Raw genomic sequence first — 20,098 nt, 5'->3', positions numbered from 1 at the left:
CTGGAAGAATTCCTGCTGCAGCAGGTCGACACGCAGCCCGAGATCACGTTCCAGATAGGTGAAGAGAGGCAGGCCATCGGTCGGACGACCATGAATGAGCACGCCGTCGACATCGACCATCAGCACTTTCATGCGGAAAATTTCCTCGTTCTCAAAACACCGGCGAAGGTGGCGTCATTATTCCAGACGATCAAGGCCCCGCGCCGCTTTTTTGTCAGGGCCGAGCCGTGTAAATCTCCATTGTCAATCAAGGACAGGATCTGAAATGCGCGTCATCTATTCCGAGGATCACAAGCTGCGCGATGCCAGGACTGAGCTGCACGCCGGTCAGCTGGTGACGCCCTTCGAGGCGCCGTTCCGCGCCGAATGGATCCTCGCGGCGGTCAAGGAGGCGGGCTTCGCCGACGTGGTGGCGCCCGATGCGCACGGGTTGGAAACGGCTCGAAAAGTGCATGATCCCGCCTATCTGGATTTTCTCGCCACCGTCTGGGACCGCTGGGTAGCGGCCGGTTTCACCGGCGAGGCGATCGCCAATTCCTTCGCTGTCCGTCGCACCAGCCAGCGTGTGCCCGACAATATCGTCGGTGCGATCGGCCACTATGCCAATGCCGCCGATACTTCGATCACCAAGGGTTCCTACGAGGCGGCGATCGCTTCCATGCGCTGCGCGATCACAGGCGCCGACTGGCTGAATGCCGGCAATCCTTTCGCCTTCGCGCTCTGCCGCCCGCCCGGCCACCATGCCGGCATCGATCTCTTCGGCGGCTATTGCTTCATCAACAATTCAGGTGTCGCCGCGCAGCGGCTGCTCGACCATGGTGCCAGGAAAGTCGCGGTGCTGGATGTCGATTTCCACCACGGCAACGGCACGCAGGATCTCTTCTATCACAGAGGCGATGTCTTCACCGCCTCGCTGCATGGCGATCCCATGCATGCCTTTCCCTATTTCCTCGGCCATGCCGACGAGGAAGGCGAGGGGGAGGGCACGGGCGCCAACCGCAACTATCCGATGCCGCCAGGCACGCCCTTTGATGTCTGGTCTTCGGCCCTTGCCGATGCGCTGGCCCGCATCAAGACCTTCGGCGCCGAGGCGATCGTCGTGGCCCTCGGTGTCGACACTTTCGAACGCGATCCGATCTCCTTCTTCAGCCTCACCTCCGACGATTTCACCCGCATGGGCGCGATGATATCAGCCGCCAGCCTGCCGGTGCTCGCCTGCATGGAGGGCGGCTACGGCGTGCCGGAGATCGGCCTCAACGTCGCCAACGTCCTCAAGGGTCTGGAAGCCTGATCACCGCCGATGACCGACGAGACCGTTCCATCCGATATCCCGACATCACGCATGCTGAGCTGGGCGCGCAATTCCGCTATCTATCGCCTCGAGCGGCGGATGATGACGGAAAAGCAGCTCTTTGACGCCATCACCCGCAAGGCAAAGGAGAAATTCGAAGGTATCAGCGCGGCGCAACTCAAGGCCATCGCCGATTTCGCGGTCAAATTTGCCTATGACAACAAGGTGCTCGACGACAGCGCCTATGCGGAGATCAGCACGCGCTCTGCCGTGCGCGGCGGTAAATCGAAGCGCGCGATCGCCCAGAAGCTTGCCGCCAAGGGCGTCGCCAGCGACAAGGTCGAGGCAGCACTTGAAGAGGCTGACGATCTCTATGCCGCAGCGATCTTCGCCCGCAAGCGCGCCTTCGGCCCCTTCCGCCGGGTCGAGCTCGACGAAAAGCGAAAGGCCAAAGAGCTTTCGGCCTTTGCCCGCAACGGCTTCAGCTTCGACATCGGCAGGAAGGTCTTCGACATGAGCTTCGAAGACGCCGAAGAGGTCGTTCTTGCCGGCCGTCGCTGATTTCCCATAAGAGCTTTTGCTGGCCGGATCGCGTCGATGACTGCCCCTCACCCTAACCCTCTCCCCGTAAAAACGGGGAGAGGGGACGTGCCTTGCGAGAGCGAGTGGGGAACGGAGAGGTCGCGGCATGGTCCCTTCGCCCCGCCTGCGGGGAGAAGGTGCCGGCAGGCGGATGAGGGGCTGCCGCCGGCGATATCCCGCACCGCCGGCCGTTCCTTGACGCCTCAGCATCAGCGCTCTTGATCCCGGCATGAAAAGTTTGAATTTGGTTCTCCCCTGTCTTCGGCTTAGAACGGCGCCAGGATCGGGGGGCCACATGGACATCAAGAATATCGAGACGAGGACGGATGGCGCAGCCTTGATTGCGCAGCCGGGCGTATCGCCGACTTCGGGCGGCTTGGCGGCCGGTGTCGCGATGTGCCTGATGTCGATGTCGTCGATCCAGTTCGGCGCGGCACTGTCTTCGTCAGCCATTGCGACCTATGGCGTTGCCGGCGCTACCTGGCTGCGGCTTGCTTTCGCGGCGATCATCCTTGCCGCTATCGTCAGGCCTTCGGTGCTGCGTTATAGTGGTGCCCAATGGCGGGCGACATTGCTGCTCGGCACGACGACGGCTGCCATGACGCTGTGTTTCTTCGCGGCGATCCAGCGGCTGCCGCTCGGCTTGGCGATCGCCATCGATTTCCTCGGGCCGCTCTCGGTCGCCGTCTTCGGTTATGGCCTGAGCTGGCGGCTCACCTGGCCATTGATTGCTGCGGCCGGCATTCTCTTCCTCGCCCATGACGGCGAAGGATGGGTCGGCAATCTCCCTGGCGTCCTCTTCGCTCTCGGCTCGGCTGTGGGATGGGCGGTGTATATCCTGCTGACGAAGAAGGTCGGCGCTGCCTTCAAGGGGCTGGAAGGCCTGTCGATGTCGCTGATCGTCGCTGGCCTCGTCGCAACTCCCTTCGGTCTTGCCGAGACAGGGGGCGCCTTCACGGTGAAGGGACTGGTCGAGGTTCTCGGCCTTGCCATCCTCGTGCCGCTCTTGCCCTACGCGCTGGAGATGGTGGCGCTGCGGCGCATGCCGTCGGCATCCTTCGGCATCCTGATGAGCCTCGAACCGGCGCTCGGCGCTCTCGCCGGTTTTCTGATCCTCGCCCAGCCGATGACCGCGTTGCAGATGCTGGGAACGGCACTTGTGGTGGCGGCCAGCGCCGGCGCCACCGCCTCGGCGGAAAAGGCCTAAGATTTCTTAGGCGAGTTTCCGCGCGGGATCGTCGAGCGCCGGATTATAGAAGAGCGACAGTGTCAGGCTTTTGGCGATCCGCTCCGCCGTTGCCATGAACCACGCCTTGGCTTCCGGCGTTGGGGCGATATCGTCGAGCGTCGCGGCAAACAGCGACAACCATTTCGGAAAGAGATCGGGCGTCAGGTTCTGGACACCCGTGTGCGCCTGCACCGGCTTGCCGCCATAGGCGCCGCTGCGGAAGGCGACGGCCGACCAGAAGCTCTTCATCTTCGCCATATGCTCCGGCCAGCGGCCGGACAGCTTGGCGTCGAACACCGGGCCGAGATCGGGATGCGTTAGCACGCGCCCGTAAAAGGTCTCGACCAGCCTGTCGATGAAGGCTGCGTCGACGCCCATCTCCCGCATCTCGGCCTCCGCCCTTTCGCGGATCGCCGCGACATGGGCAGGGCGGCCCTGAATCTCATTGTCCATTCCAAAACCCCGGCGCCGCGTGATGCGGCGCCCTCCCATATAGGTGTTTATCGCAGCGTGCCAAAGTCCTCCGTGCCGCTTGCGGCAATCTGTCAGTTGGCTTGCACGCGCACTTGACCGCTATCACCACGCTCTTTAGATTTAGAATAATTCTAAAGCTTGGAGAAAAGCATGCTGGCGCGATTTTTCAGATCCTCGAAACGATCTTTCGAGTCGCTGTCCGAGCAGGAGATTCTCGCCCTGGCGATTGCTTCCGAGGAAGACGATGCCCGCATCTATCTCGCCTATGCCGACGGGCTGCGCCGCGAATTTCCGGCGTCGGCCAAGGTCTTCGAAGACATGGCCGAGGTCGAGGATACGCATCGCAAATCGCTGATCGAGATCCATCGCCAGCGTTTCGGCGAGCGCATCCCGCTGATCCGGCGCGAGCATGTGCAGGGCTTCTACGAGCGCAAGCCCGACTGGCTCAGGGCAAACCTTTCATTGGATGCGATGCGGCAAGAAACCGAGGCGATGGAGGAGCAGGCCTATCGTTTCTATGTTGAGGCGGCAAAACGAACCTCGGACGCCTCGACGCGTGAGCTTCTCGGCGATCTCGCCCTCGCCGAACAGGGGCATGAGGATATCGCCCGCATGCTGGGCGACAAACATACGCCCGCAGACGTCAAGCACGACGAGGACGCGACGGTGCATCGGCAATTCGTGCTGACCTATGTGCAACCGGGTCTTGCCGGGCTGATGGACGGCTCGGTCTCGACGCTGGCGCCGATCTTCGCCGCCGCCTTCGCCACGCAGGATACCTGGCAGACCTTTCTTGTCGGTCTTTCGGCCTCCGTCGGCGCCGGCATCTCGATGGGCTTCACCGAAGCCGCCCATGACGACGGCAAGATCTCCGGCAGAGGCTCGCCGGTCAAGCGCGGCCTTGCCTGCGGCATCATGACGGCGCTCGGCGGCCTCGGCCACGCACTGCCTTACCTGATCCCGCATTTCTGGACGGCGACGATCACCGCCGCCATCGTCGTGTTCTTCGAACTGTGGGCAATCGCCTTCATCCAGAACCGCTACATGGAAACCCCCTTCCTGCGCGCCGCCTTCCAGGTGGTGCTGGGCGGCGGCCTGGTGCTCGGCGCCGGTATCCTGATCGGGAATGGGTGAGTTGCGGTCGGGCGCAGCCCGAGCAATCGATCCAGTGAATCGATTGCAGCAACGAACGCCCTGAGCTTAAAGCGAAGGGCCGGGAGACGGTGCGTCATACTGGGCATCAAGCCGGTCGGGCATAGCCCGAGCAATCGATCCAGTGAATCGATTGCAGCAACGAACGCCCTGAGCCAAAGCGAAGGGCCGGGAGACGGTGCGTCATCCTCGGCATCAAAGCGCTCCTTGTCTTCGCTTGCGCTCAGTGCACTCGCGGCTTCGCCGCTCACCCCCTCATCTGCCTACCGGCATCTTCTCCCCGCTGGGAGAAGCGGAGTCGTGGCGGCGCCTCGCTCCCCTTGCGGCATTGGTTCGAGAATGACACCCGTGCTGATTGCTCCCCCTTCTCCCCAGCGGGGAGAAGATGCCCGTTAGGGCCGATGAGGGGGGTGAGGAGCATAAGCGACGAACGCCTTGAGCGTAAGCGAAAGGCAGCCCTCCCTGTATAAAGAACCACCCGACAAAATAAAAAGGCCGGCAAAATCGCCGGCCTTTTCCAAATTCTCTATTGCAACCCCTAGCGCAGCGCGCCGACCAGGACGTCGCGGCCGTTCTCGATGGTGACCCAGCGGCCGGCATTGTAGCTCGACTGGCGCTTGACGAAGGAATAGGGGGTCCCGAACCACGGCTTGACGTCGGCGGCGAGGTTGTCGAGCACGAAATCGCCCTCGGCGGTGCGCAGCGTCAGCACCGCATGGCCTTCGCCGTCCGGCTTGCGCACGACGGTCATCAGCAGGTCGGCAGCCGGAAAGCCGCGCTGGATCAGCATGCGGCGCTTCAGCAGCGCAAAATCTTCGCAGTCGCCGGCGGTGGTCGGATAGGCCCAGACCTCATCCTTGCCGTAGATTTCCTTGTCGGTCATCGGCGTGATCGTGCGGTTGACCGTGGCGTTGATCGAACGCACGAGCGACCACTTCCCCGGGGTCATGGCAACGGGGCCGGCGTTGCGGTTTGCGCCGCATTCAATGCGGTGAATCTGACAGAAATCATAGTGCCCGATCGGCTGTGAGGTGGCATTGCCTGTCACCATGGAAGCATTTCTGCTGGGGGCTGGTATGGCGGCCGTCGCCATCGCAAACATGGCCATCATGGCCACAAAGATACCCTTGATCCGCACGCCCGCTCTTTCCTTGCATCGCCCTTATTTATTAACAAAGTGTTAATGGAGAGGGCCCAAAAGAGTCAATCGTTACTTCTTGGGAGGACCTTACGACCCGCCGATATGGTTAAAATGCAACGGGTTGGGGGACTTGCATCAGGCGAATTTATCCGCCTCTGCCGCTCAAACGGGCATCTGCCTATTTGTTGATGAACGGATGATGCCTTTGACGGCACTCAGGAGAAGCGCGATATCGCCGGGGCGGGAAAGGCGGTGGTCGCCGTCGCGGACGAAGGTCAGCACCACGTCGTCGGCGGGAAGATGTTCGACCAGTTTCATCGCATGCGCGTGGGGCACGTCGGCGTCCTTCATGCCCTGGAGGATATGCACCGGGCAGCCGGTTTCGATGATGCCGTCGAGCACCCGGTTCTTTCGGCCGTCCTCGATCAGCGCCTGCGTATAAATGTTCGGTTCCGGGCTGTATTGCGAACGCTCTTCGAAATAGCCACGCTCGGCCAGCGATTTGCGCTCTTTCGCCTTGAGGTTCGGCTCGATCAGCTCCGAGGTGAAATCGGGGGCGGGTGCGATCAGCACCATCCCTTCGAGCTTTGGGCCTTCGAGCGTCACGCCGTCCTGCCGCGCAAGCTCCTGCGCCAGCCTGAGCGCGATCCATCCACCCATCGACGAGCCGACAAGGATCACCCGATCGGGCGCGACATGACGGATGACGGCCAGCGCCTCCTCCAGCCAGCGCGAGATCGTGCCGTCGCGGAAGCTGCCGCCGGAAAGTCCGTGGCCGGAATAGTCGAGGCGGATGCAGGCGAGCCCAAGTTCCGCCGCCAGCCCATCGAGTTCCACCGCCTTGGTGCCGCTCATGTCGGAGCGGTAGCCGGACAGCCAAACAAGCGCCGGCGCGCCATTGCCGGCTTGCGCCGGGCGGACGAGCATGGCGATCTCACGCGCCGCCTCGCCCTCGCCGACCGTCAGGAACTGCGGCGCGGAATCGGGCATCTGATCGGACATCGGCGAAACTCCTGTTGTTTTGGCCTATAAAACAGATTCTTGGCAGGCTGACAGCGGGTGATTTTTCCGCTAAAGGATGATATTGACTCCGTTGCAGCGATGACGCGACACGTTTGTGCCCCTGATCGGGAGCGCGAGGCTGCAACGTTCCGAAAACAACGCGAGGAGAATACGACCATTCGCAGACCTTTTAAAACCGATGCGCCCGTGAAGGACGGACCGCGCTCGAACCGTGAAATCCGCATTCCCAAAGTTCAGCTGATCGGAGCTGACGGACAGAATGTCGGCATCGTGCCCACCGACCAGGCTTTGAAAATGGCGGAAGAAGCCGGCCTCGACCTCGTCGAAATTTCCCCCAATGTCGAACCGCCGGTGTGCAAGATCCTCGATCTGGGCAAGCTGAAATATGCCAACCAGAAGAAGGCTGCCGAGGCGCGCAAGAAGCAGAAGATCGTCGAAGTCAAAGAAATCAAGATGCGCCCGAACATCGACACCCATGATTATGAGGTGAAGATGAAGGCGATGGGTCGCTTCTTCGACGAAGGCGACAAGGTCAAGGTGACGCTGAAGTTCCGCGGCCGTGAAATGGCCCACCAGGAACTCGGCATGAAACTTCTGCAGCAGGTCAAGGCCGATACGATCGAGTTCGCCAAGGTCGAAGCCGAACCCAAGCTCGAAGGCCGCCAGATGATGATGGTGCTGGCGCCGAAATAAGCGCCAGGCAGTTTTTCGCCCAGGGCCGTCCGCAAGGGCGGCTTTTGTGCTTTCTGCCACTGTATTTTGGGAGCAGCGAAGATTCCTCCGCCGCCCCGTTGCACTTTCATGACGCTGCGGTTATAAGCGCGCGTCCGAACTGACCGGCAGGGCATGCCGTGGCAGTTTCGAATGCTTGCGGAACGGTTCGTCGCCGATGCCGCAGATCAACAACAAACGCTCCCGCACCTTGTTGCGACGGCCGGAGAACCGGACTTCGCAAGAAGGGCTTTTTTGATGAAGCGCGCAGGGAGGACAGAAGGAGTAGCAAAATGCCCAAGATGAAGACGAAGTCCTCTGCCAAGAAGCGGTTCAAGATCACCGCAACCGGCAAGGTCAAGGCTGCCGCTGCCGGCAAGCGCCATGGCATGATCAAGCGTTCCAACAAGTTCATTCGCGATGCACGTGGCACCATGGTTCTCGCAGAACCGGATGGCCGCAAGGTTATCAAGAATTACCTGCCGAACGGTCTCTGAGACTCGTCCGCGAACGCTAGATTTAAGGAGATCATGATATGGCACGTGTAAAAAGAGGCGTCACCTCTCATGCCAAGCACAAGAAGGTTCTGAAGGCCGCAAAGGGCTTTTACGGCCGCCGCAAGAACACCATCCGCACCGCCAAGGCTGCTGTCGATCGTTCGAAGCAGTACGCCTACCGCGACCGCAAGGTCAACAAGCGCAACTTCCGTGCGCTTTGGATCCAGCGCATCAACGCCGCTGTGCGTGAATCCGGCCTGACCTACGGCCGCTTCATCGACGGCCTGAACAAGGCTGGCATCGAAGTTGACCGCAAGGTTCTCTCCGACATGGCGATCCACGAGCCGGAAGCATTCGGCGCGCTGGTCAGCGCTGCCAAGAAGGCTCTTGAATACCTCAAGGAAGCCGGCACGGCGAACGAGTTTGAAGGCGCGGTCCGTTGAGCCGCGCGCGTTCGTAAGAACGCGCAAAAGCTGGCTCAACTGCTTTAAGTGGCGCATGTACCTTTCGAGCGGGCGCGCCCGCACGGGACATGCGCTACCAGCGCTTCCCAAGCTTTTGAATTTATGATTTTGGGAAACCCGCGCTGGTTTGGGCTAGCGCGGGTTTTTCTTTCTTTATATTCCTGGCGCCGGCCGGCGCCGCCTGCCTCCCGATCGCCCGCCTGATACTGGACGGAAAGAAGTGACAATGTCAGATATCGACCAGCTCAACGCATCGCTGCTCGCCGAAATCGCCGCCGCCGATGACGAGACGGCGCTCGAAGCCGTGCGCGTTTCCGCCCTCGGCAAGAAGGGCTCCGTTTCCGAACTGTTGAAGACGCTCGGCGCCATGACGCCGGAAGAGCGCCAAAGCAAGGGTGCGGCAATCAACGTCCTGAAGAACGCGGTGACCGAGGCGCTCACTGCCCGCAAGACGACGCTCCGGCAAGCGGCGATCGATGCGCGGCTGAAGGCCGAAACCGTCGATGTCAGCCTGCCGGTGCGCTCCTCGCCGGCAGAGCGCGGCCGCATCCATCCGATCAGCCAGATCGTCGATGAGATCACCGCGATCTTCGCCGACATGGGTTTCTCGATCGCCGAAGGCCCCGATATCGAGACCGATTATTACAATTTCACCGCGCTGAATTTCCCCGAAGGCCACCCGGCCCGTGAGATGCACGACACCTTCTTTTTCAATCCTGACGAAAACGGTGAACGCAAGGTGCTGCGCACGCACACCTCGCCGGTGCAGGTGCGCACCATGGAGACGCAGAAGCCGCCGATCCGTATCATCATTCCCGGCAAGACCTACCGCCAGGACTCGGACGCTACCCATTCGCCGATGTTCCATCAGGTCGAGGGCCTGGTCGTCGACAAGAAGGCCAATGTCGCCAACCTCCGCTGGGTGCTGGAAGAATTCTGCAAGACCTTCTTCGAGGTCGATAGCGTGACGATGCGCTTCCGCCCGTCCTTCTTCCCCTTCACCGAGCCCTCCTTCGAGGTCGATATCCAATGCGACCGCTCCGGCCCGATCGTCAAGTTCGGCGAGGGCACCGACTGGATGGAGATCCTCGGCTGCGGCATGGTCCACCCCAACGTGCTGCGTTACGGCGGGCTCGATCCGGACGAATATCAGGGTTTTGCCTGGGGCATGGGCCTCGACCGCATCGCTATGCTGAAATACGGCATGCCCGATCTGCGGGACTTCTTCAACGCCGACGTCCGCTGGATGACGCATTACGGCTTCCGCCCGCTCGACATGCCGACGCTGTTCGGCGGCCTCAGCGCTTGAACGGAGTATTGGGACGATGAAATTCACGCTCTCCTGGCTGAAAGAGCATCTGGAAACCGATGCCGGCCTCGATGAAATCTGCACGCGCCTCACCGAGATCGGGCTGGAGGTCGAGGATGTCGACGACAAGGCGGCATTCAAGCCCTTCGTTATCGCCAGGGTCGTCTCGGCCGAAAAACATCCGCAGGCCGATCGCCTGAAGGTGTTGATGGTCGACACCGGTTCCGGAGCACCGGTCCAGGTCGTCTGCGGCGCCCCGAATGCGCGCGCCGGTCTCGTCGGCGCCTTCGCGGCGCCCGGAACCTATGTTCCCGGCATCGATGTGACGCTCGCCGTCGGCAATATCCGCGGCGTCGAAAGCCATGGCATGATGTGCTCCGAAAAGGAGCTGCAGATCTCCGACAGTCACGACGGCATCATCGACCTGCCGGACGATGCGCCGGTCGGCCAGAGTTATGCCGCCTATGCTCATCTCGACGATCCCCTCATCGAGATCAACCTGACGCCCAATCGGCCGGACTGCACCTCGATCCACGGCATCGCCCGTGATCTCGCCGCCTCCGGCCTCGGCACGCTGAAGACGCGGCCTGCGCCGTCCTTCGCCGTCGAGGGTGAGACGCCGGTGAAGCTGACGCTTGATCTCGACGATCCTAAGCTCTGCCCGGGCTTCGCGCTGCGCCTCGTGCGCGGCGTCAGGAACGGCCCGAGCCCGCGCTGGATGCAGCAGCGGCTGATCGCCATCGGCCTGCGTCCCATCAACGCGCTTGTCGATGTCACCAACTACATGACCTTCGATCAGGGACGGCCGATCCACGTCTTCGATGCCGCCAAGATCAACGGCAACCTGACCGTCCGCCGTGCCGCCGAAGGCGAGACGGTGCTGGCGCTCGACCAGCGCGAATACAAGCTGTCGCCGAACAACGTCGTCATCGCCGATGAAAACGGCATCGAATCGATCGGCGGCATCATGGGGGGCGAACATTCCGGCTGCGACGAAAACACCGTCGACGTGCTGATCGAATCCGCCCTCTGGGATCCGATGAACATCGCCAAGTCCGGCCGTGCGCTCGGCATCATCACCGATGCCCGCTACCGCTTCGAACGCGGCGCCGATCCGGACTATATGGTCCCCGGCCTCGAACGCACGACGGAACTGGTGTTGGAGCTTTGCGGTGGCAAGGCCGCCAGGGCAGAGGTCGTCGGCTACAAGGGTTACGAACCGAAGATCGTCGATTTCCCCTATTCGGAGGTCAAGCGCCTGACGGGCCTCGACGTCTCGAATGAGGAAAGCAACACGATTCTGACGCGCCTCGGCTTCACCGTCTCCGGTTCCGGCGAGCGCGTCTCCGTCGCCGTCCCCTCCTGGCGTCCCGATGTCGACGGCAAGGCCGATCTCGTGGAAGAAGTCATGCGCATTCATGGCGTCGACAATATCAAGCCGGCGCCGCTTGAAAGCCATGCGACCGTTAACGCCAAGATCCTGACGACGCTGCAGATCCGCAGCCGCCTCGCCAAGCGCGCGCTCGCCGCGCGCGGCATGCTCGAAGCCGTCACCTGGTCCTTCATTCCGGAAGACCAGGCAAAGCTCTTCGGCGGCGGCTCGCCCGCCCTCAAGCTTGCCAACCCGATCGCCGCCGAAATGTCGGATATGCGCCCGTCGCTGCTGCCGGGCCTGCTGTCTGCTGCCCAGCGCAATGCCGACAAGGGTTACGGCGACGTCGCGCTGTTCGAGGTCTCCGGCACTTATGAGAACGATCGGCCGGACGGTCAGCGCCGCGTCGCCGGCGGCATTCGCCGCGGCACGGCCTCGCTTGCCGGCGCCGGTCGCGCCTGGTCGAACGCCGCCAAGGGCGGCGGCAAGCCGGTCGACGTCTTCGACGCCAAGGCCGATGCGCTCGCTGTCATCGAAGCCTGCGGCCTGCCGATGGGCAATATCCAGATCGAGCAGGGCGGACCGGAATGGTATCATCCCGGCCGCTCCGGCACGATCAAGATGGGACCGAAGGTCATACTCGGCTATTTCGGCGAATTTCATCCGCTGACGCTGGAAACGCTCGACGTTTCCGGCGCTCTCTGCGGCTTCGAGGTCTATGTCGACGCCATGCCGGAGGCCAAGCGCAAGGCGACGCGCACCAAGCCGGCGCTCGAATTGTCGCCCTTCCAGCTGGTGCGGCGCGACTTCGCCTTCGTCGTCGACAAGGCGGTGGAAGCCGGCGCCATCGTCAAGGCCGCCACAGGCGCAGACCGCAAGCTGGTGACCGGCGTCAATGTCTTCGATATCTTCGAGGGCGCATCGGTTGGCGACGGCAAGAAATCGGTGGCGATCGAGGTTCAGATCCAGCCGGTCGAGCGCACGCTGACGGACGAGGATTTCGAGGCGCTGACGCAGAGGATCGTCGCCAGTGTTGCGAAATTCACCGGCGGTGTCCTTAGAAGCTGAGCTTCATCCAACGTCGCCAAATAATGGACCGGTCGCGAATGGCGGCCGGTCTTTTTCACCGATGCAGATGGAAGAGCTTGCTGACGATCGTCCAGCGGCCGTCGATCTTCAGCAGCGAGAGATAATCGGTAAAACGCATGCCGGCAAAATCGTCGGTGACCTTGACGCTTGCCGCCTCACCCTCGACATCGACACTCTGAATGTCCATGTAGGGTTGCGTGCCGGGCGGCGCCGGCTCCTCCTGCAGGATCGCGGCGATGAATTCGTCCCGCGTCAGCCATTCGACGGCATTTTCGTAATGGCCGATGATCGAGCTTTTCGGATGAAAGGCCTTTTTCAAGGCTGCCTCATTGGCGAAGGCCATGCCTTCGACATAGAGATGAACCGTCTGTTCGACTGCCTGCCTGTCCGACATATTGTCATCCCGTTCTCAGAGATGGCGTTAGATAGTTTCGCCAGCCCCGAAGGCAAGCCCGGCCGGTTGTGACCGACCGGGCTTTTCCAGGTTCAGATATTCGTCATGGCAAGGGAGGCGTCCGAATAGCGCTTGCCGGCGACCTGTCCGGCGGGGATCGCTTCGCTGAGTTGCTCGAGTTCCGCCGGGCTCAGCACGATATCGGCGGCGGCGGCATTCTGTTCGAGATGGTGAAGCTTGCGGGCGCCGGGGATCGGCACGATGTCGTTGCCCTGGCTCAACACCCAGGCCAGCGCCAGCTGCGCCGCCGTCACGCCCTTCTCGGCGGCAAGCCGCTCGAGCGTTGAGACGAGGGCGGCATTGGCGTCGAAATTTTCCGCCTGGAACCGCGGCACCTGCCGGCGGAAATCGTCGGCAGCGAGATCCTCCACTTTGCGGATCGCTCCGGTCAGGAAGCCGCGGCCGAGCGGGCTGTAAGGCACGAAGCCGATCCCGAGTTCGCGGCAGGTGGCAAGCACCTCCTCTTCGGGATCGCGCGTCCAGAGCGAATATTCGCTCTGCAGGGCAGCGATCGGATGGACCGCATGGGCGCGGCGAATGGTGGCGCTGCCGGCTTCCGAAAGCCCGAGCGCCCGGACTTTGCCTTCCTTCATCAGGTCCGCCATGACGCCGACGGTCTCTTCGATCGGCACGTTGGGATCGACCCGGTGCTGGTAGAAGAGGTCGATGGTCTCGATGCCGAGGCGTTTCAGCGAGGCCTCGGCGACCGCGCGCACATGCTCGGGGCGGCTGTCGACACCGGCGATGGCGGCAGCACCCGGCTTGCTGGCATCGATCTTGAAGCCGAATTTGGTGGCGATCACCACGCGGTCGCGGAATGGCTTCAGCGCTTTGCCAAGAAGAACCTCGTTGGTAAAGGGACCATAGACTTCGGCGGTGTCGAAGAAGGTGACGCCGAGATCGATGGCGCGATGCAGCGTCCTGATCGATTCCGCATCGTCGCTGGCGCCATAGGCAAAGCTCATGCCCATGCAGCCGAGACCGACGGCAGAGACGGTCAGATCGTTTCCGAGTTTCCGGATTTTCATGATGTGCTCCTCTGAGCTGATTTTGAGCCGCTGCGGTACCGACAGACCATATCGCGGCGCTATCAATCAGAAAATACATGCAGTTTCTAACAGGTTGTTCTATTATTTCGATCAATGAACAGAACACAGCTTTCGCAACTCGCCGTTCTCGCCGCCGTCTCGGAGCATCGCAGCTTCCGGGCGGCGGCGAAGGAACTCCTCGTCGCGCCCTCGGCCATCAGCCATGCGATATCGAGCCTCGAGGAAAGTCTGGGGGTGCGGCTTCTGGCGCGCACCACCCGCAGCGTCGCGCCGACGGAAGAGGGCCGGCTGCTGCTTGAAAGACTTCGTCCCGCACTCGAGGAGATCGACATTGCTCTGGAGGCCGTCCGCGATACGCGCGCCAAGCCGGCCGGAAACCTGCGCATCACCGCGCCGCGCTTCGCCTCCGATCTGCTGCTCGCTCCGCGGCTCGGCGACTTTCTCAACCTCTATCCCGATATCACCCTGGAGATCGCCAATGAGGACGGTTTCACCGATATCGTCAAGGAGGGTTTCGATGCCGGCATCCGGCTGGAAGAGAGCCTCGAGGCCGATATGATCGCCGTCAGGGTCTCGCCCAATCTGACGACGGTGATCGCCGCTTCGCCCAATTATTTCGAGCATCATCCGAAGCCGGAGCATCCGCGCGATCTCGTCCATCACCGTTGCATCAAGCGGCGCTTCACCAATGGCTCGATCTATCGCTGGGAATTCGAAAAGGACGGGCAGGAGCTTGTCGTTTCGGTCGATGGGCCGCTGATCGTCAGCGAGGACCGGCTGGCCCTGCTTGCGGCGCTGAACGGCGCCGGACTTGCCTATCTTTTCGACATGCGGGTCGATGACGAACTGGCGAGCGGCAAGCTTGTGCGGGTATTGGAGGATTGGTGCGCTCCCTATGCCGGACCGTTTCTCTATTATCCCACCCGGCGGCAGATGCGGCCGGCGCTACGCGCCTTCATCGATTTCTTCAGATACAGCGAGAAGGATACGGGCGGCCGGTAAGGAATGGAAACCGGGCCGCCCGTTCTCGTTAGGGCGCCTTATGCATCAGGCAGCCTTTGCCTTCTGGTTTGCCGCCGTGGTGGCGAGCTGAGAGAGGGTCTTGTCGGTGGCCGTTTCCTCCTGCAGCGTCTGATCCAGCAGACCGACGGCATCTTTGAGGCCGAGCGTCGCGGCCCAGGTCTTCAGCGTGCCGTAACGGGCAATTTCGTAATGTTCGACGGCTTGAGCCGCGGAGATCAAGCCGGCATCGAGAGCGGCCGTGCCTTTGAATTCCTCCATGATTTCCTCGCCCTCGGCGATAATGCCCTGGATGGCCTCGCAGGTCTTGCCCTGCGCGCGTTTGCCCATCAGCTCGAAAACCTGCTGCAGGCGCTCGACATGTACTTCGGTCTGCTCGCGGTGCTTCTCTAGGCCCGCCTTCAAATCAGGGGATTGGGCGGCGCGCGCCATCTTCGGCAGGGCGCGCAAAATCTGCCGTTCAGCAAAGTAGATGTCCTTCAGCGTGTCGTAGAAGAGATCTTCCAACGTCTTTTCCTTGGCCATTTTCTCAATCCTTGTTCTGGGGAAAACCGCGAATGCGGCGACACATTAAGAAGCGAAGATCGCGCTAATTGTTCCCGATCGATTTCGGGTGGACTGGAAATCGGTGCCGGGCGATGATTCCTGCCGTCGATGTGGGGGTAAGGTCATGCGAAAGCCGAATTCGATGAAGGGTCTGGAGGATCTCGGCCGCGTGCGGCTGTCGCAAAACTTCTTTCTTCGCGATTTCCTGCATTCCGAAATCGCCGATTTCCATCGCATCCCCAATATCCCCGAAGATCCCGATCTAGCGATCGAGGCGGGCAAGAGGCTTTGCGAGGAATTGCTGGAGCCACTGGAAGCGACGTTCGGGCGCCTGCACATCCGTTCCGGTTATCGTTCGCCCACGGTCAACAGGTTCGGCAACGAGAACAAGCTGAACTGTTCGACCAATGCCGCCACATCAGCGCATCACATCTGGGATATGAGGGATTTTGACGGCTGCATGGGTGCTGCCGTCTGCATCGCCGTGCCATGGATGATCGACCACTACCACGATGAAAGCGACTGGCAGCGGCTCGCCTGGTGGATTCACGACCACCTGCCTTATGCCTCGCTCTGCTTTTTCCCCAAGCTCTGGGCCTTCAATATTCAGTGGCACGAACGGCCGAAGCGGGTGATCCAGAGCTATATCAGCCCGCGCGGCATCCTCACCAAACCGGGTATGGCCAATTGGAAAGGCGATCATTCCGAATGGTATGGGAATTTTCCATCGCTCAAAAGGTGATCCTATAGCGGATATGGCCGTCGTTCTCGACATAGCTGTCATAGAGCGCTCGCGCGGTTCTGTTCTGCTCGCTCGTATGCCAGTAGAGCCGCGACCAGCCCTTGGCTCTGCAGGTCGAAACGAGATCGTCCATCAGCGCCCGCCCGACGCCTTTGCCACGCGCATCGGCATCGACGAACAGGTCTTCGAGATAGCAGTCCCTGCCGTGGATCCACGTGCCCTCATGGGTGAGATAGAGCGCAAATCCCATGATCCTGCCGTCGACGTCGGCGACACGCATCGCGATTGCCGACTCCGGATCGAAGGCCCGGCGCCATGTGGAATCCGTGATATCGGCATCGACCGTGACGTCATAAAAGGCGAGATAGGCCGCCCACAGTTCGCGCCAGCGGGCTTCGTCCTCGGGGCGGGCATCACGTATCGTCACGGTCATGGCGTCTCTTTCTTTCAGGCGCCGGCTTCGTCGAGCAGCGCCATCGCCTCATCGGAAAGCGCCAGTGTCGCCGATTTCGCCAGGCTTTCAAGCTGCGAAAGACTGGTCGCGCTAGCGATCGGCGCCGTCACGCCCTTCTTGCGCAGCAGCCAGGCGAGAGAAATTTCCGCAGGCTTGGCACCGGTCTCGACAGAAACCTTGTCGAGCGCGGCCAGGATGTGCAGGCCTTTGTCGTCCAGATATTTCGAAACCCGGCCCTCGCGTGCGCGGCCTTGCGTATCGGCCATGCTGCGGTATTTGCCGGTGAGGAAACCCGCGGCGAGGCTGAAATAGGTGATGACGCCGATGTCTTCTTTGACACAGAGATCGGCAAGCGGCCCCTCGAAGCTCGCGCGCTCATAGAGATTATATTCCGGCTGCAGCACATCGTAACGCGGCAATCCGGCCTTTTCGGCAGCGTCGAAGGAAGCCTGGAGGAGTTTAGCATCATAATTCGAGCAGCCGATGGCGCGGATCTTGCCCTGCTGCTTCAGCTTGGCATAGGCGCCGAGCGTTTCCTCGTGCGGCGTATCGTCATCCGGCCAGTGCGAGAGATAGACGTCGATATAGTCGGTCTGCAACCGGCGCAGCGAATCCTCGACCGCTTTCAGGATATAGGTCTCCTTCAGCGTCTTTCCCTGTCCCATGTCGGAGCCGACCTTGGTGACGATCACGGCCTTGTCGCGGGAGACCTTGGCTTGGCTTAGCCACCGCCCGATGATCTCCTCGGAATCGCCGCCCTTGTTGCCCGGAACCCACGAGGAATAGACATCGGCCGTATCGATCGTGTTCAGGCCCGCGTCGAAGAAGGCATCGAGAATGGCGAAGGATGTTTTCTCGTCGGCCGTCCAGCCGAAGACATTGCCGCCGATGACGATCGGCGCGACCGATAGACCTGTTTTTCCAAGCCGGCGCATTTCCATGACGCTCTCCAGAAGTGTGAAGGGATTGAAATCGCGGATACGGCAGAACGCCGCCCTGACCAAGTTAGTGCGATCCGCGCATCCGGGAAGGCAAACTTCCGTGATTTCAGGCCGCGCCATTGCGCCGCAGCCAAGGCCTGAATATGGTTCGCGGAAATCAGTTTGGGAGACTTGGATCATGCTGCGTTTCGGTATCATTTCAACGGCGAAGATCGGCCGCGACAATGTCGTTCCGGCGATCCAGGATGCGGAAAATTGCGTCGTCACGGCGATTGCCAGCCGTGATCTGACGCGCGCAAGAGAGATGGCCGACCGCTTCTCGGTGCCGCATGCCTTCGGCTCTTACGAGGAGATGCTGGCCTCCGACCTCATCGACGCCGTCTACATCCCGCTGCCGACCTCGCAGCACATCGAATGGTCGATCAAGGCGGCGGATGCCGGCAAACACGTGCTCTGCGAAAAGCCGTTGGCGCTGAAGGCAGACGATATCGACGACGTGATCGCCGCCCGCGACCGCAACCGGGTGGTGGTCAGCGAAGCCTATATGATCACCTATTCGCCGGTCTGGCAGAAGGTGCGCTCGTTGATCGACGAGGGCGCCATCGGGTCGCTCAGGCATGTGCAGGGCGCCTTCACCTATTTCAACCGCGACCCCGCCAACATGCGCAACGTCCCCGAGCTCGGCGGCGGCGGCCTTCCCGATATCGGCGTCTATCCCGTCATGGGCACGCGTTTTTCCACCGGCAAGGAGCCGCTCTGGATCCAGGCGATCACCGAGCGCGATCCGGATTTCGGCACGGATATCTATTCGAGCGTCAAGGCCGATTTCGGCGATTTCGAGCTGAGCTTCTATATCTCGACGCAGATGGCCAACCGCCAGGTCATGGTCTTCCACGGCACCGAAGGGTACATCGAGGTCAAGTCGCCGTTCAACGCCAATCGCTGGGGGCCGGAAGAGATCGAGCTTGCCGACCGCAGCCACACTGAATCGCGCATTTTCCGCTTCCAGGACAGCCGCCAGTACAAGCGGCAGGTCGAGGCCTTCGCCCGGGCGGTGACGAACGGCAAGGAAGAGATCGTCACGCTCGAAAATTCGAAGCTGAACCAGAAGGTGATCGATGCGATCTACCGGGCCAGCGAGAAGGACGGCTGGGAGGCAGTTTGATCACTCGGCGCGGAAGACGAAGCGCGAATAGCCGAAGAAGCTGAAGATCATCGAGGCGATGCTGGCGATCACCATGGCCGCCAGCGGCTGAAGCGCTGGCAGCGACAGCAGAAGGGCGGAATAGAGCCCGTAATTGACGAGTGCTGCCGTCACCCCGACCGAGCCGTATCGGAAGCCTTCGGCGGCAAGCGAACGGCCGGAGCGATCGAAGGTGAAGCTCCGGTTGAAAGCCCAGGTCGCGGCCATCGCGAAGGCGATCGCGATAAGCCGCGCCAGAAACGGCCCGAGCGGCGTGAGATGGAGCAGTGCCGACAGGATGCCGGCATCGACGAGGAAGCCGATGCCGCCGGCGATGGTGAAGCGGATGAGCTTTCTCATGCCGCATCCGCCTTGCCGGGACGCGCGCGCGATACCGGCCCAGCGTCGCTGAGCGGCGCCTTCAACGCGCTCGGCCTCTCCAGGCCCATATAATGGATACGGAGCTGTTCGGCGCGGGCGCGCGCGACGGAATCCAGGATGATGCCGGCGGTGAACAGCATGAAGGAGATCATCATCAGCGCCGTCGACAGCACCCAGGTCGGCATGCGGCTGACGAGACCCGTCTCGAAATATTCCGCCAGCACCGGCGCCATGAAGCCGAGGCTCACCAGCATGAAGGTGGCGCTGATCGCGCTGAAAAAGGCGAAGGGCCGGGTTTCCTTCATCAGCATCGCGAACATCCAGAGGATCCTGGCGCCGTCGCGGAACGTCGAAAGCTTGGAGTGCGAGCCTTCCGGCCGGCGGCCGTAGTCGAGCTCCAGTTCGCTGACTGGCAGCTTCAGCCGCGAGGCATGCACGGACATCTCGGTTTCGATCTCGAAGCCGCCTGATACCGCCGGGAAGCTCTTGACGAAGCGGCGCGAAAACGCGCGGTAGCCGGAAAAGATATCAGTGAAGTCGGGGCCGAAGATCATCCGGTAGAGCAGGTTGAAAAGCCGGTTGCCGAGCGCATGGCCCTGACGTCCGGCATCGGCGTGCACACCGCGCCTTGTGCCGACCACCATGTCGGCGCGCTCGGTCAGCAGCGTGCGCACCAGTTCCTCGGCATCCTCAGGCGCATAGGTGCCGTCGCCGTCGGCGATGATGTAGATGTCGGCGTCGATATCGGCGAACATGCGGCGCACGACATGGCCCTTGCCCTGACGCCGCTCGCGCACGACATGCGCGCCGGCAAGCATCGCCTGCAGCGCGGTGCCGTCGGTGGAATTATTGTCGTAGACGTGGATTGCAGCATCGGGCAGTGTCGCCCGGAAACCCCGCACGACAGCGCCGATCGTCGCGGCTTCATTGTAGCAGGGGAGCAGGACGGCAATATTCAGACTATCGGTACGCGATCGGGCCATGACTCTACTCGT

Annotated in this window: 21 protein-coding genes and 2 pseudogenes; 12 read left to right on the top strand and 11 right to left on the bottom strand. The window is 61.7% G+C overall.

Annotated elements, in window-relative coordinates; genetic code table 11:
* Positions 1–132: pseudogene (locus tag FY112_RS38330) on the bottom strand (HAD family phosphatase); the annotation flags it as partial.
* Positions 133–265: 133 nt separating this feature from the next.
* On the opposite strand from FY112_RS38330, the gene FY112_RS32945 reads away from it, so the two are divergent.
* The 3 genes from FY112_RS32945 to FY112_RS32935 all read left to right on the top strand — a co-directional run bounded on the left by FY112_RS32945 (position 266) and on the right by FY112_RS32935 (position 3,080).
* Complete coding sequence (locus FY112_RS32945) at positions 266–1,291, top strand: histone deacetylase family protein (RefSeq protein WP_151520259.1); 1,026 nt, start codon at positions 266–268, stop codon at positions 1,289–1,291.
* A 9-nt stretch (positions 1,292–1,300) separates the two neighbouring features.
* On the top strand, positions 1,301–1,852 hold the full coding sequence (recX, locus tag FY112_RS32940; protein WP_151520258.1) for a recombination regulator RecX: 552 nt from the start codon (positions 1,301–1,303) through the stop codon (positions 1,850–1,852).
* Between the two features lie 316 nt (positions 1,853–2,168).
* Positions 2,169–3,080, top strand: coding sequence for an EamA family transporter (locus FY112_RS32935; protein ID WP_017962853.1), 912 nt, complete (start codon positions 2,169–2,171; stop codon positions 3,078–3,080).
* Positions 3,081–3,086: 6 nt separating this feature from the next.
* On the opposite strand, the gene FY112_RS32930 is transcribed toward FY112_RS32935, so the two are convergent.
* Entirely contained in the window at positions 3,087–3,554 is a 468-nt protein-coding gene (locus FY112_RS32930; protein WP_094086917.1) for a truncated hemoglobin, read from the bottom strand.
* A gap of 171 nt (positions 3,555–3,725) precedes the next feature.
* On the opposite strand from FY112_RS32930, the gene mbfA reads away from it, so the two are divergent.
* Positions 3,726–4,709 (top strand): iron exporter MbfA, encoded by a 984-nt coding sequence (gene mbfA, locus FY112_RS32925; protein WP_017962855.1) that lies wholly within the window; start codon positions 3,726–3,728, stop codon positions 4,707–4,709.
* A 556-nt stretch (positions 4,710–5,265) separates the two neighbouring features.
* Here the strand turns inward: mbfA and FY112_RS32920 are convergent.
* Together FY112_RS32920 and FY112_RS32915 are read right to left on the bottom strand one after the other, a co-directional pair.
* A complete protein-coding gene (locus FY112_RS32920; protein ID WP_017962856.1) occupies positions 5,266–5,865 on the bottom strand; it encodes a transglutaminase-like cysteine peptidase in 600 nt (199 codons plus the stop codon).
* Between the two features lie 165 nt (positions 5,866–6,030).
* On the bottom strand, positions 6,031–6,870 hold the full coding sequence (locus tag FY112_RS32915; protein WP_131621128.1) for an alpha/beta hydrolase: 840 nt from the start codon (positions 6,868–6,870) through the stop codon (positions 6,031–6,033).
* 177 nt (positions 6,871–7,047) lie between these two features.
* Between FY112_RS32915 and infC the strand changes: the two genes are divergently transcribed.
* From infC to pheT, 5 genes are all read left to right on the top strand, one after another.
* A complete protein-coding gene (gene infC, locus FY112_RS32910; protein WP_072640862.1) occupies positions 7,048–7,584 on the top strand; it encodes a translation initiation factor IF-3 in 537 nt (178 codons plus the stop codon).
* 311 nt (positions 7,585–7,895) lie between these two features.
* Entirely contained in the window at positions 7,896–8,099 is a 204-nt protein-coding gene (gene rpmI / locus FY112_RS32905) for a 50S ribosomal protein L35 (protein ID WP_003544621.1), read from the top strand.
* Positions 8,100–8,137: 38 nt separating this feature from the next.
* The gene (gene rplT / locus FY112_RS32900) at positions 8,138–8,542 is read left to right on the top strand and encodes a 50S ribosomal protein L20 (RefSeq protein ID WP_017962859.1); all 405 of its coding nucleotides are present in this window, start codon (positions 8,138–8,140) and stop codon (positions 8,540–8,542) included.
* A 247-nt stretch (positions 8,543–8,789) separates the two neighbouring features.
* Positions 8,790–9,872, top strand: coding sequence for a phenylalanine--tRNA ligase subunit alpha (pheS, locus tag FY112_RS32895; RefSeq protein ID WP_094086916.1), 1,083 nt, complete (start codon positions 8,790–8,792; stop codon positions 9,870–9,872).
* Positions 9,873–9,888: 16 nt separating this feature from the next.
* A complete protein-coding gene (pheT, locus tag FY112_RS32890) occupies positions 9,889–12,312 on the top strand; it encodes a phenylalanine--tRNA ligase subunit beta (RefSeq protein WP_151520257.1) in 2,424 nt (807 codons plus the stop codon).
* 55 nt (positions 12,313–12,367) lie between these two features.
* On the opposite strand, the gene FY112_RS32885 is transcribed toward pheT, so the two are convergent.
* Positions 12,368–12,727, bottom strand: coding sequence for a nuclear transport factor 2 family protein (locus FY112_RS32885; protein ID WP_017962862.1), 360 nt, complete (start codon positions 12,725–12,727; stop codon positions 12,368–12,370).
* Between the two features lie 92 nt (positions 12,728–12,819).
* Positions 12,820–13,815, bottom strand: coding sequence for an aldo/keto reductase (locus FY112_RS32880; protein WP_017962863.1), 996 nt, complete (start codon positions 13,813–13,815; stop codon positions 12,820–12,822).
* 114 nt (positions 13,816–13,929) lie between these two features.
* Here FY112_RS32880 and FY112_RS32875 point away from each other — a divergent pair, with 114 nt between their 5' ends.
* Entirely contained in the window at positions 13,930–14,838 is a 909-nt protein-coding gene (locus FY112_RS32875) for a LysR family transcriptional regulator (protein WP_017962864.1), read from the top strand.
* Positions 14,839–14,883: 45 nt separating this feature from the next.
* Here FY112_RS32875 and FY112_RS32870 read toward each other — a convergent pair whose 3' ends face one another.
* A complete protein-coding gene (locus tag FY112_RS32870) occupies positions 14,884–15,381 on the bottom strand; it encodes a ferritin-like domain-containing protein (RefSeq protein WP_017962865.1) in 498 nt (165 codons plus the stop codon).
* 113 nt (positions 15,382–15,494) lie between these two features.
* Between FY112_RS32870 and FY112_RS32865 the strand changes: the two are divergent.
* Positions 15,495–16,144: pseudogene (locus FY112_RS32865) on the top strand (hypothetical protein).
* Here FY112_RS32865 and FY112_RS32860 read toward each other — a convergent pair.
* Together FY112_RS32860 and FY112_RS32855 are read right to left on the bottom strand one after the other, a co-directional pair.
* Positions 16,134–16,577 carry a GNAT family N-acetyltransferase gene (locus FY112_RS32860; RefSeq protein ID WP_151520256.1) on the bottom strand — a complete coding sequence of 148 codons (444 nt, stop codon included), beginning with the start codon at positions 16,575–16,577 and terminating at the stop codon, positions 16,134–16,136. The pseudogene FY112_RS32865 and the gene FY112_RS32860 sit on opposite strands and share 11 nt — an antisense overlap.
* Positions 16,578–16,591: 14 nt before the next feature.
* Positions 16,592–17,539: an aldo/keto reductase gene (locus FY112_RS32855; RefSeq protein WP_094086913.1), complete on the bottom strand. Its 948-nt coding sequence runs from the start codon at positions 17,537–17,539 to the stop codon at positions 16,592–16,594.
* 178 nt (positions 17,540–17,717) lie between these two features.
* On the opposite strand from FY112_RS32855, the gene FY112_RS32850 reads away from it, so the two are divergent.
* Positions 17,718–18,704 carry a Gfo/Idh/MocA family oxidoreductase gene (locus tag FY112_RS32850; RefSeq protein WP_017962869.1) on the top strand — a complete coding sequence of 329 codons (987 nt, stop codon included), beginning with the start codon at positions 17,718–17,720 and terminating at the stop codon, positions 18,702–18,704.
* Here FY112_RS32850 and FY112_RS32845 read toward each other — a convergent pair whose 3' ends face one another.
* The gene (locus FY112_RS32845; protein WP_017962870.1) at positions 18,705–19,082 is read right to left on the bottom strand and encodes a GtrA family protein; all 378 of its coding nucleotides are present in this window, start codon (positions 19,080–19,082) and stop codon (positions 18,705–18,707) included.
* Complete coding sequence (locus FY112_RS32840) at positions 19,079–20,086, bottom strand: glycosyltransferase (RefSeq protein ID WP_017962871.1); 1,008 nt, start codon at positions 20,084–20,086, stop codon at positions 19,079–19,081. Before FY112_RS32840 ends, FY112_RS32845 begins: the two co-directional genes overlap by 4 nt.
* Positions 20,087–20,098 lie beyond the last annotated feature (12 nt).

Source organism: Rhizobium sp. PEPV16 (genome assembly GCF_008919455.1).
Classification (GTDB): Bacteria; Pseudomonadota; Alphaproteobacteria; order Rhizobiales; family Rhizobiaceae; genus Rhizobium; species Rhizobium leguminosarum_Q.
Note: the sequence above shows the minus strand (reverse complement) of the source record. Positions and strands in the feature narration are given on the sequence as shown.

Bases quoted from the DNA above. Each gene is read 5' to 3' on its own strand.
- FY112_RS32945 (WP_151520259.1), top strand. From the start codon at position 266: ATGCGCGTCATCTATTCCGAGGATCACAAGCTGCGCGATGCCAGGACT.
- recX (WP_151520258.1), top strand. From the start codon at position 1,301: ATGACCGACGAGACCGTTCCATCCGATATCCCGACATCACGCATGCTG.
- FY112_RS32935 (WP_017962853.1), top strand. From the start codon at position 2,169: ATGGACATCAAGAATATCGAGACGAGGACGGATGGCGCAGCCTTGATT.
- FY112_RS32930 (WP_094086917.1), bottom strand. From the start codon at position 3,554: ATGGACAATGAGATTCAGGGCCGCCCTGCCCATGTCGCGGCGATCCGC.
- mbfA (WP_017962855.1), top strand. From the start codon at position 3,726: ATGCTGGCGCGATTTTTCAGATCCTCGAAACGATCTTTCGAGTCGCTG.
- FY112_RS32915 (WP_131621128.1), bottom strand. From the start codon at position 6,870: ATGTCCGATCAGATGCCCGATTCCGCGCCGCAGTTCCTGACGGTCGGC.
- rpmI (WP_003544621.1), top strand. From the start codon at position 7,896: ATGCCCAAGATGAAGACGAAGTCCTCTGCCAAGAAGCGGTTCAAGATC.
- rplT (WP_017962859.1), top strand. From the start codon at position 8,138: ATGGCACGTGTAAAAAGAGGCGTCACCTCTCATGCCAAGCACAAGAAG.
- pheS (WP_094086916.1), top strand. From the start codon at position 8,790: ATGTCAGATATCGACCAGCTCAACGCATCGCTGCTCGCCGAAATCGCC.
- pheT (WP_151520257.1), top strand. From the start codon at position 9,889: ATGAAATTCACGCTCTCCTGGCTGAAAGAGCATCTGGAAACCGATGCC.
- FY112_RS32885 (WP_017962862.1), bottom strand. From the start codon at position 12,727: ATGTCGGACAGGCAGGCAGTCGAACAGACGGTTCATCTCTATGTCGAA.
- FY112_RS32880 (WP_017962863.1), bottom strand. From the start codon at position 13,815: ATGAAAATCCGGAAACTCGGAAACGATCTGACCGTCTCTGCCGTCGGT.
- FY112_RS32875 (WP_017962864.1), top strand. From the start codon at position 13,930: ATGAACAGAACACAGCTTTCGCAACTCGCCGTTCTCGCCGCCGTCTCG.
- FY112_RS32870 (WP_017962865.1), bottom strand. From the start codon at position 15,381: ATGGCCAAGGAAAAGACGTTGGAAGATCTCTTCTACGACACGCTGAAG.
- FY112_RS32860 (WP_151520256.1), bottom strand. From the start codon at position 16,577: ATGACCGTGACGATACGTGATGCCCGCCCCGAGGACGAAGCCCGCTGG.
- FY112_RS32855 (WP_094086913.1), bottom strand. From the start codon at position 17,539: ATGGAAATGCGCCGGCTTGGAAAAACAGGTCTATCGGTCGCGCCGATC.
- FY112_RS32850 (WP_017962869.1), top strand. From the start codon at position 17,718: ATGCTGCGTTTCGGTATCATTTCAACGGCGAAGATCGGCCGCGACAAT.
- FY112_RS32845 (WP_017962870.1), bottom strand. From the start codon at position 19,082: ATGAGAAAGCTCATCCGCTTCACCATCGCCGGCGGCATCGGCTTCCTC.
- FY112_RS32840 (WP_017962871.1), bottom strand. From the start codon at position 20,086: ATGGCCCGATCGCGTACCGATAGTCTGAATATTGCCGTCCTGCTCCCC.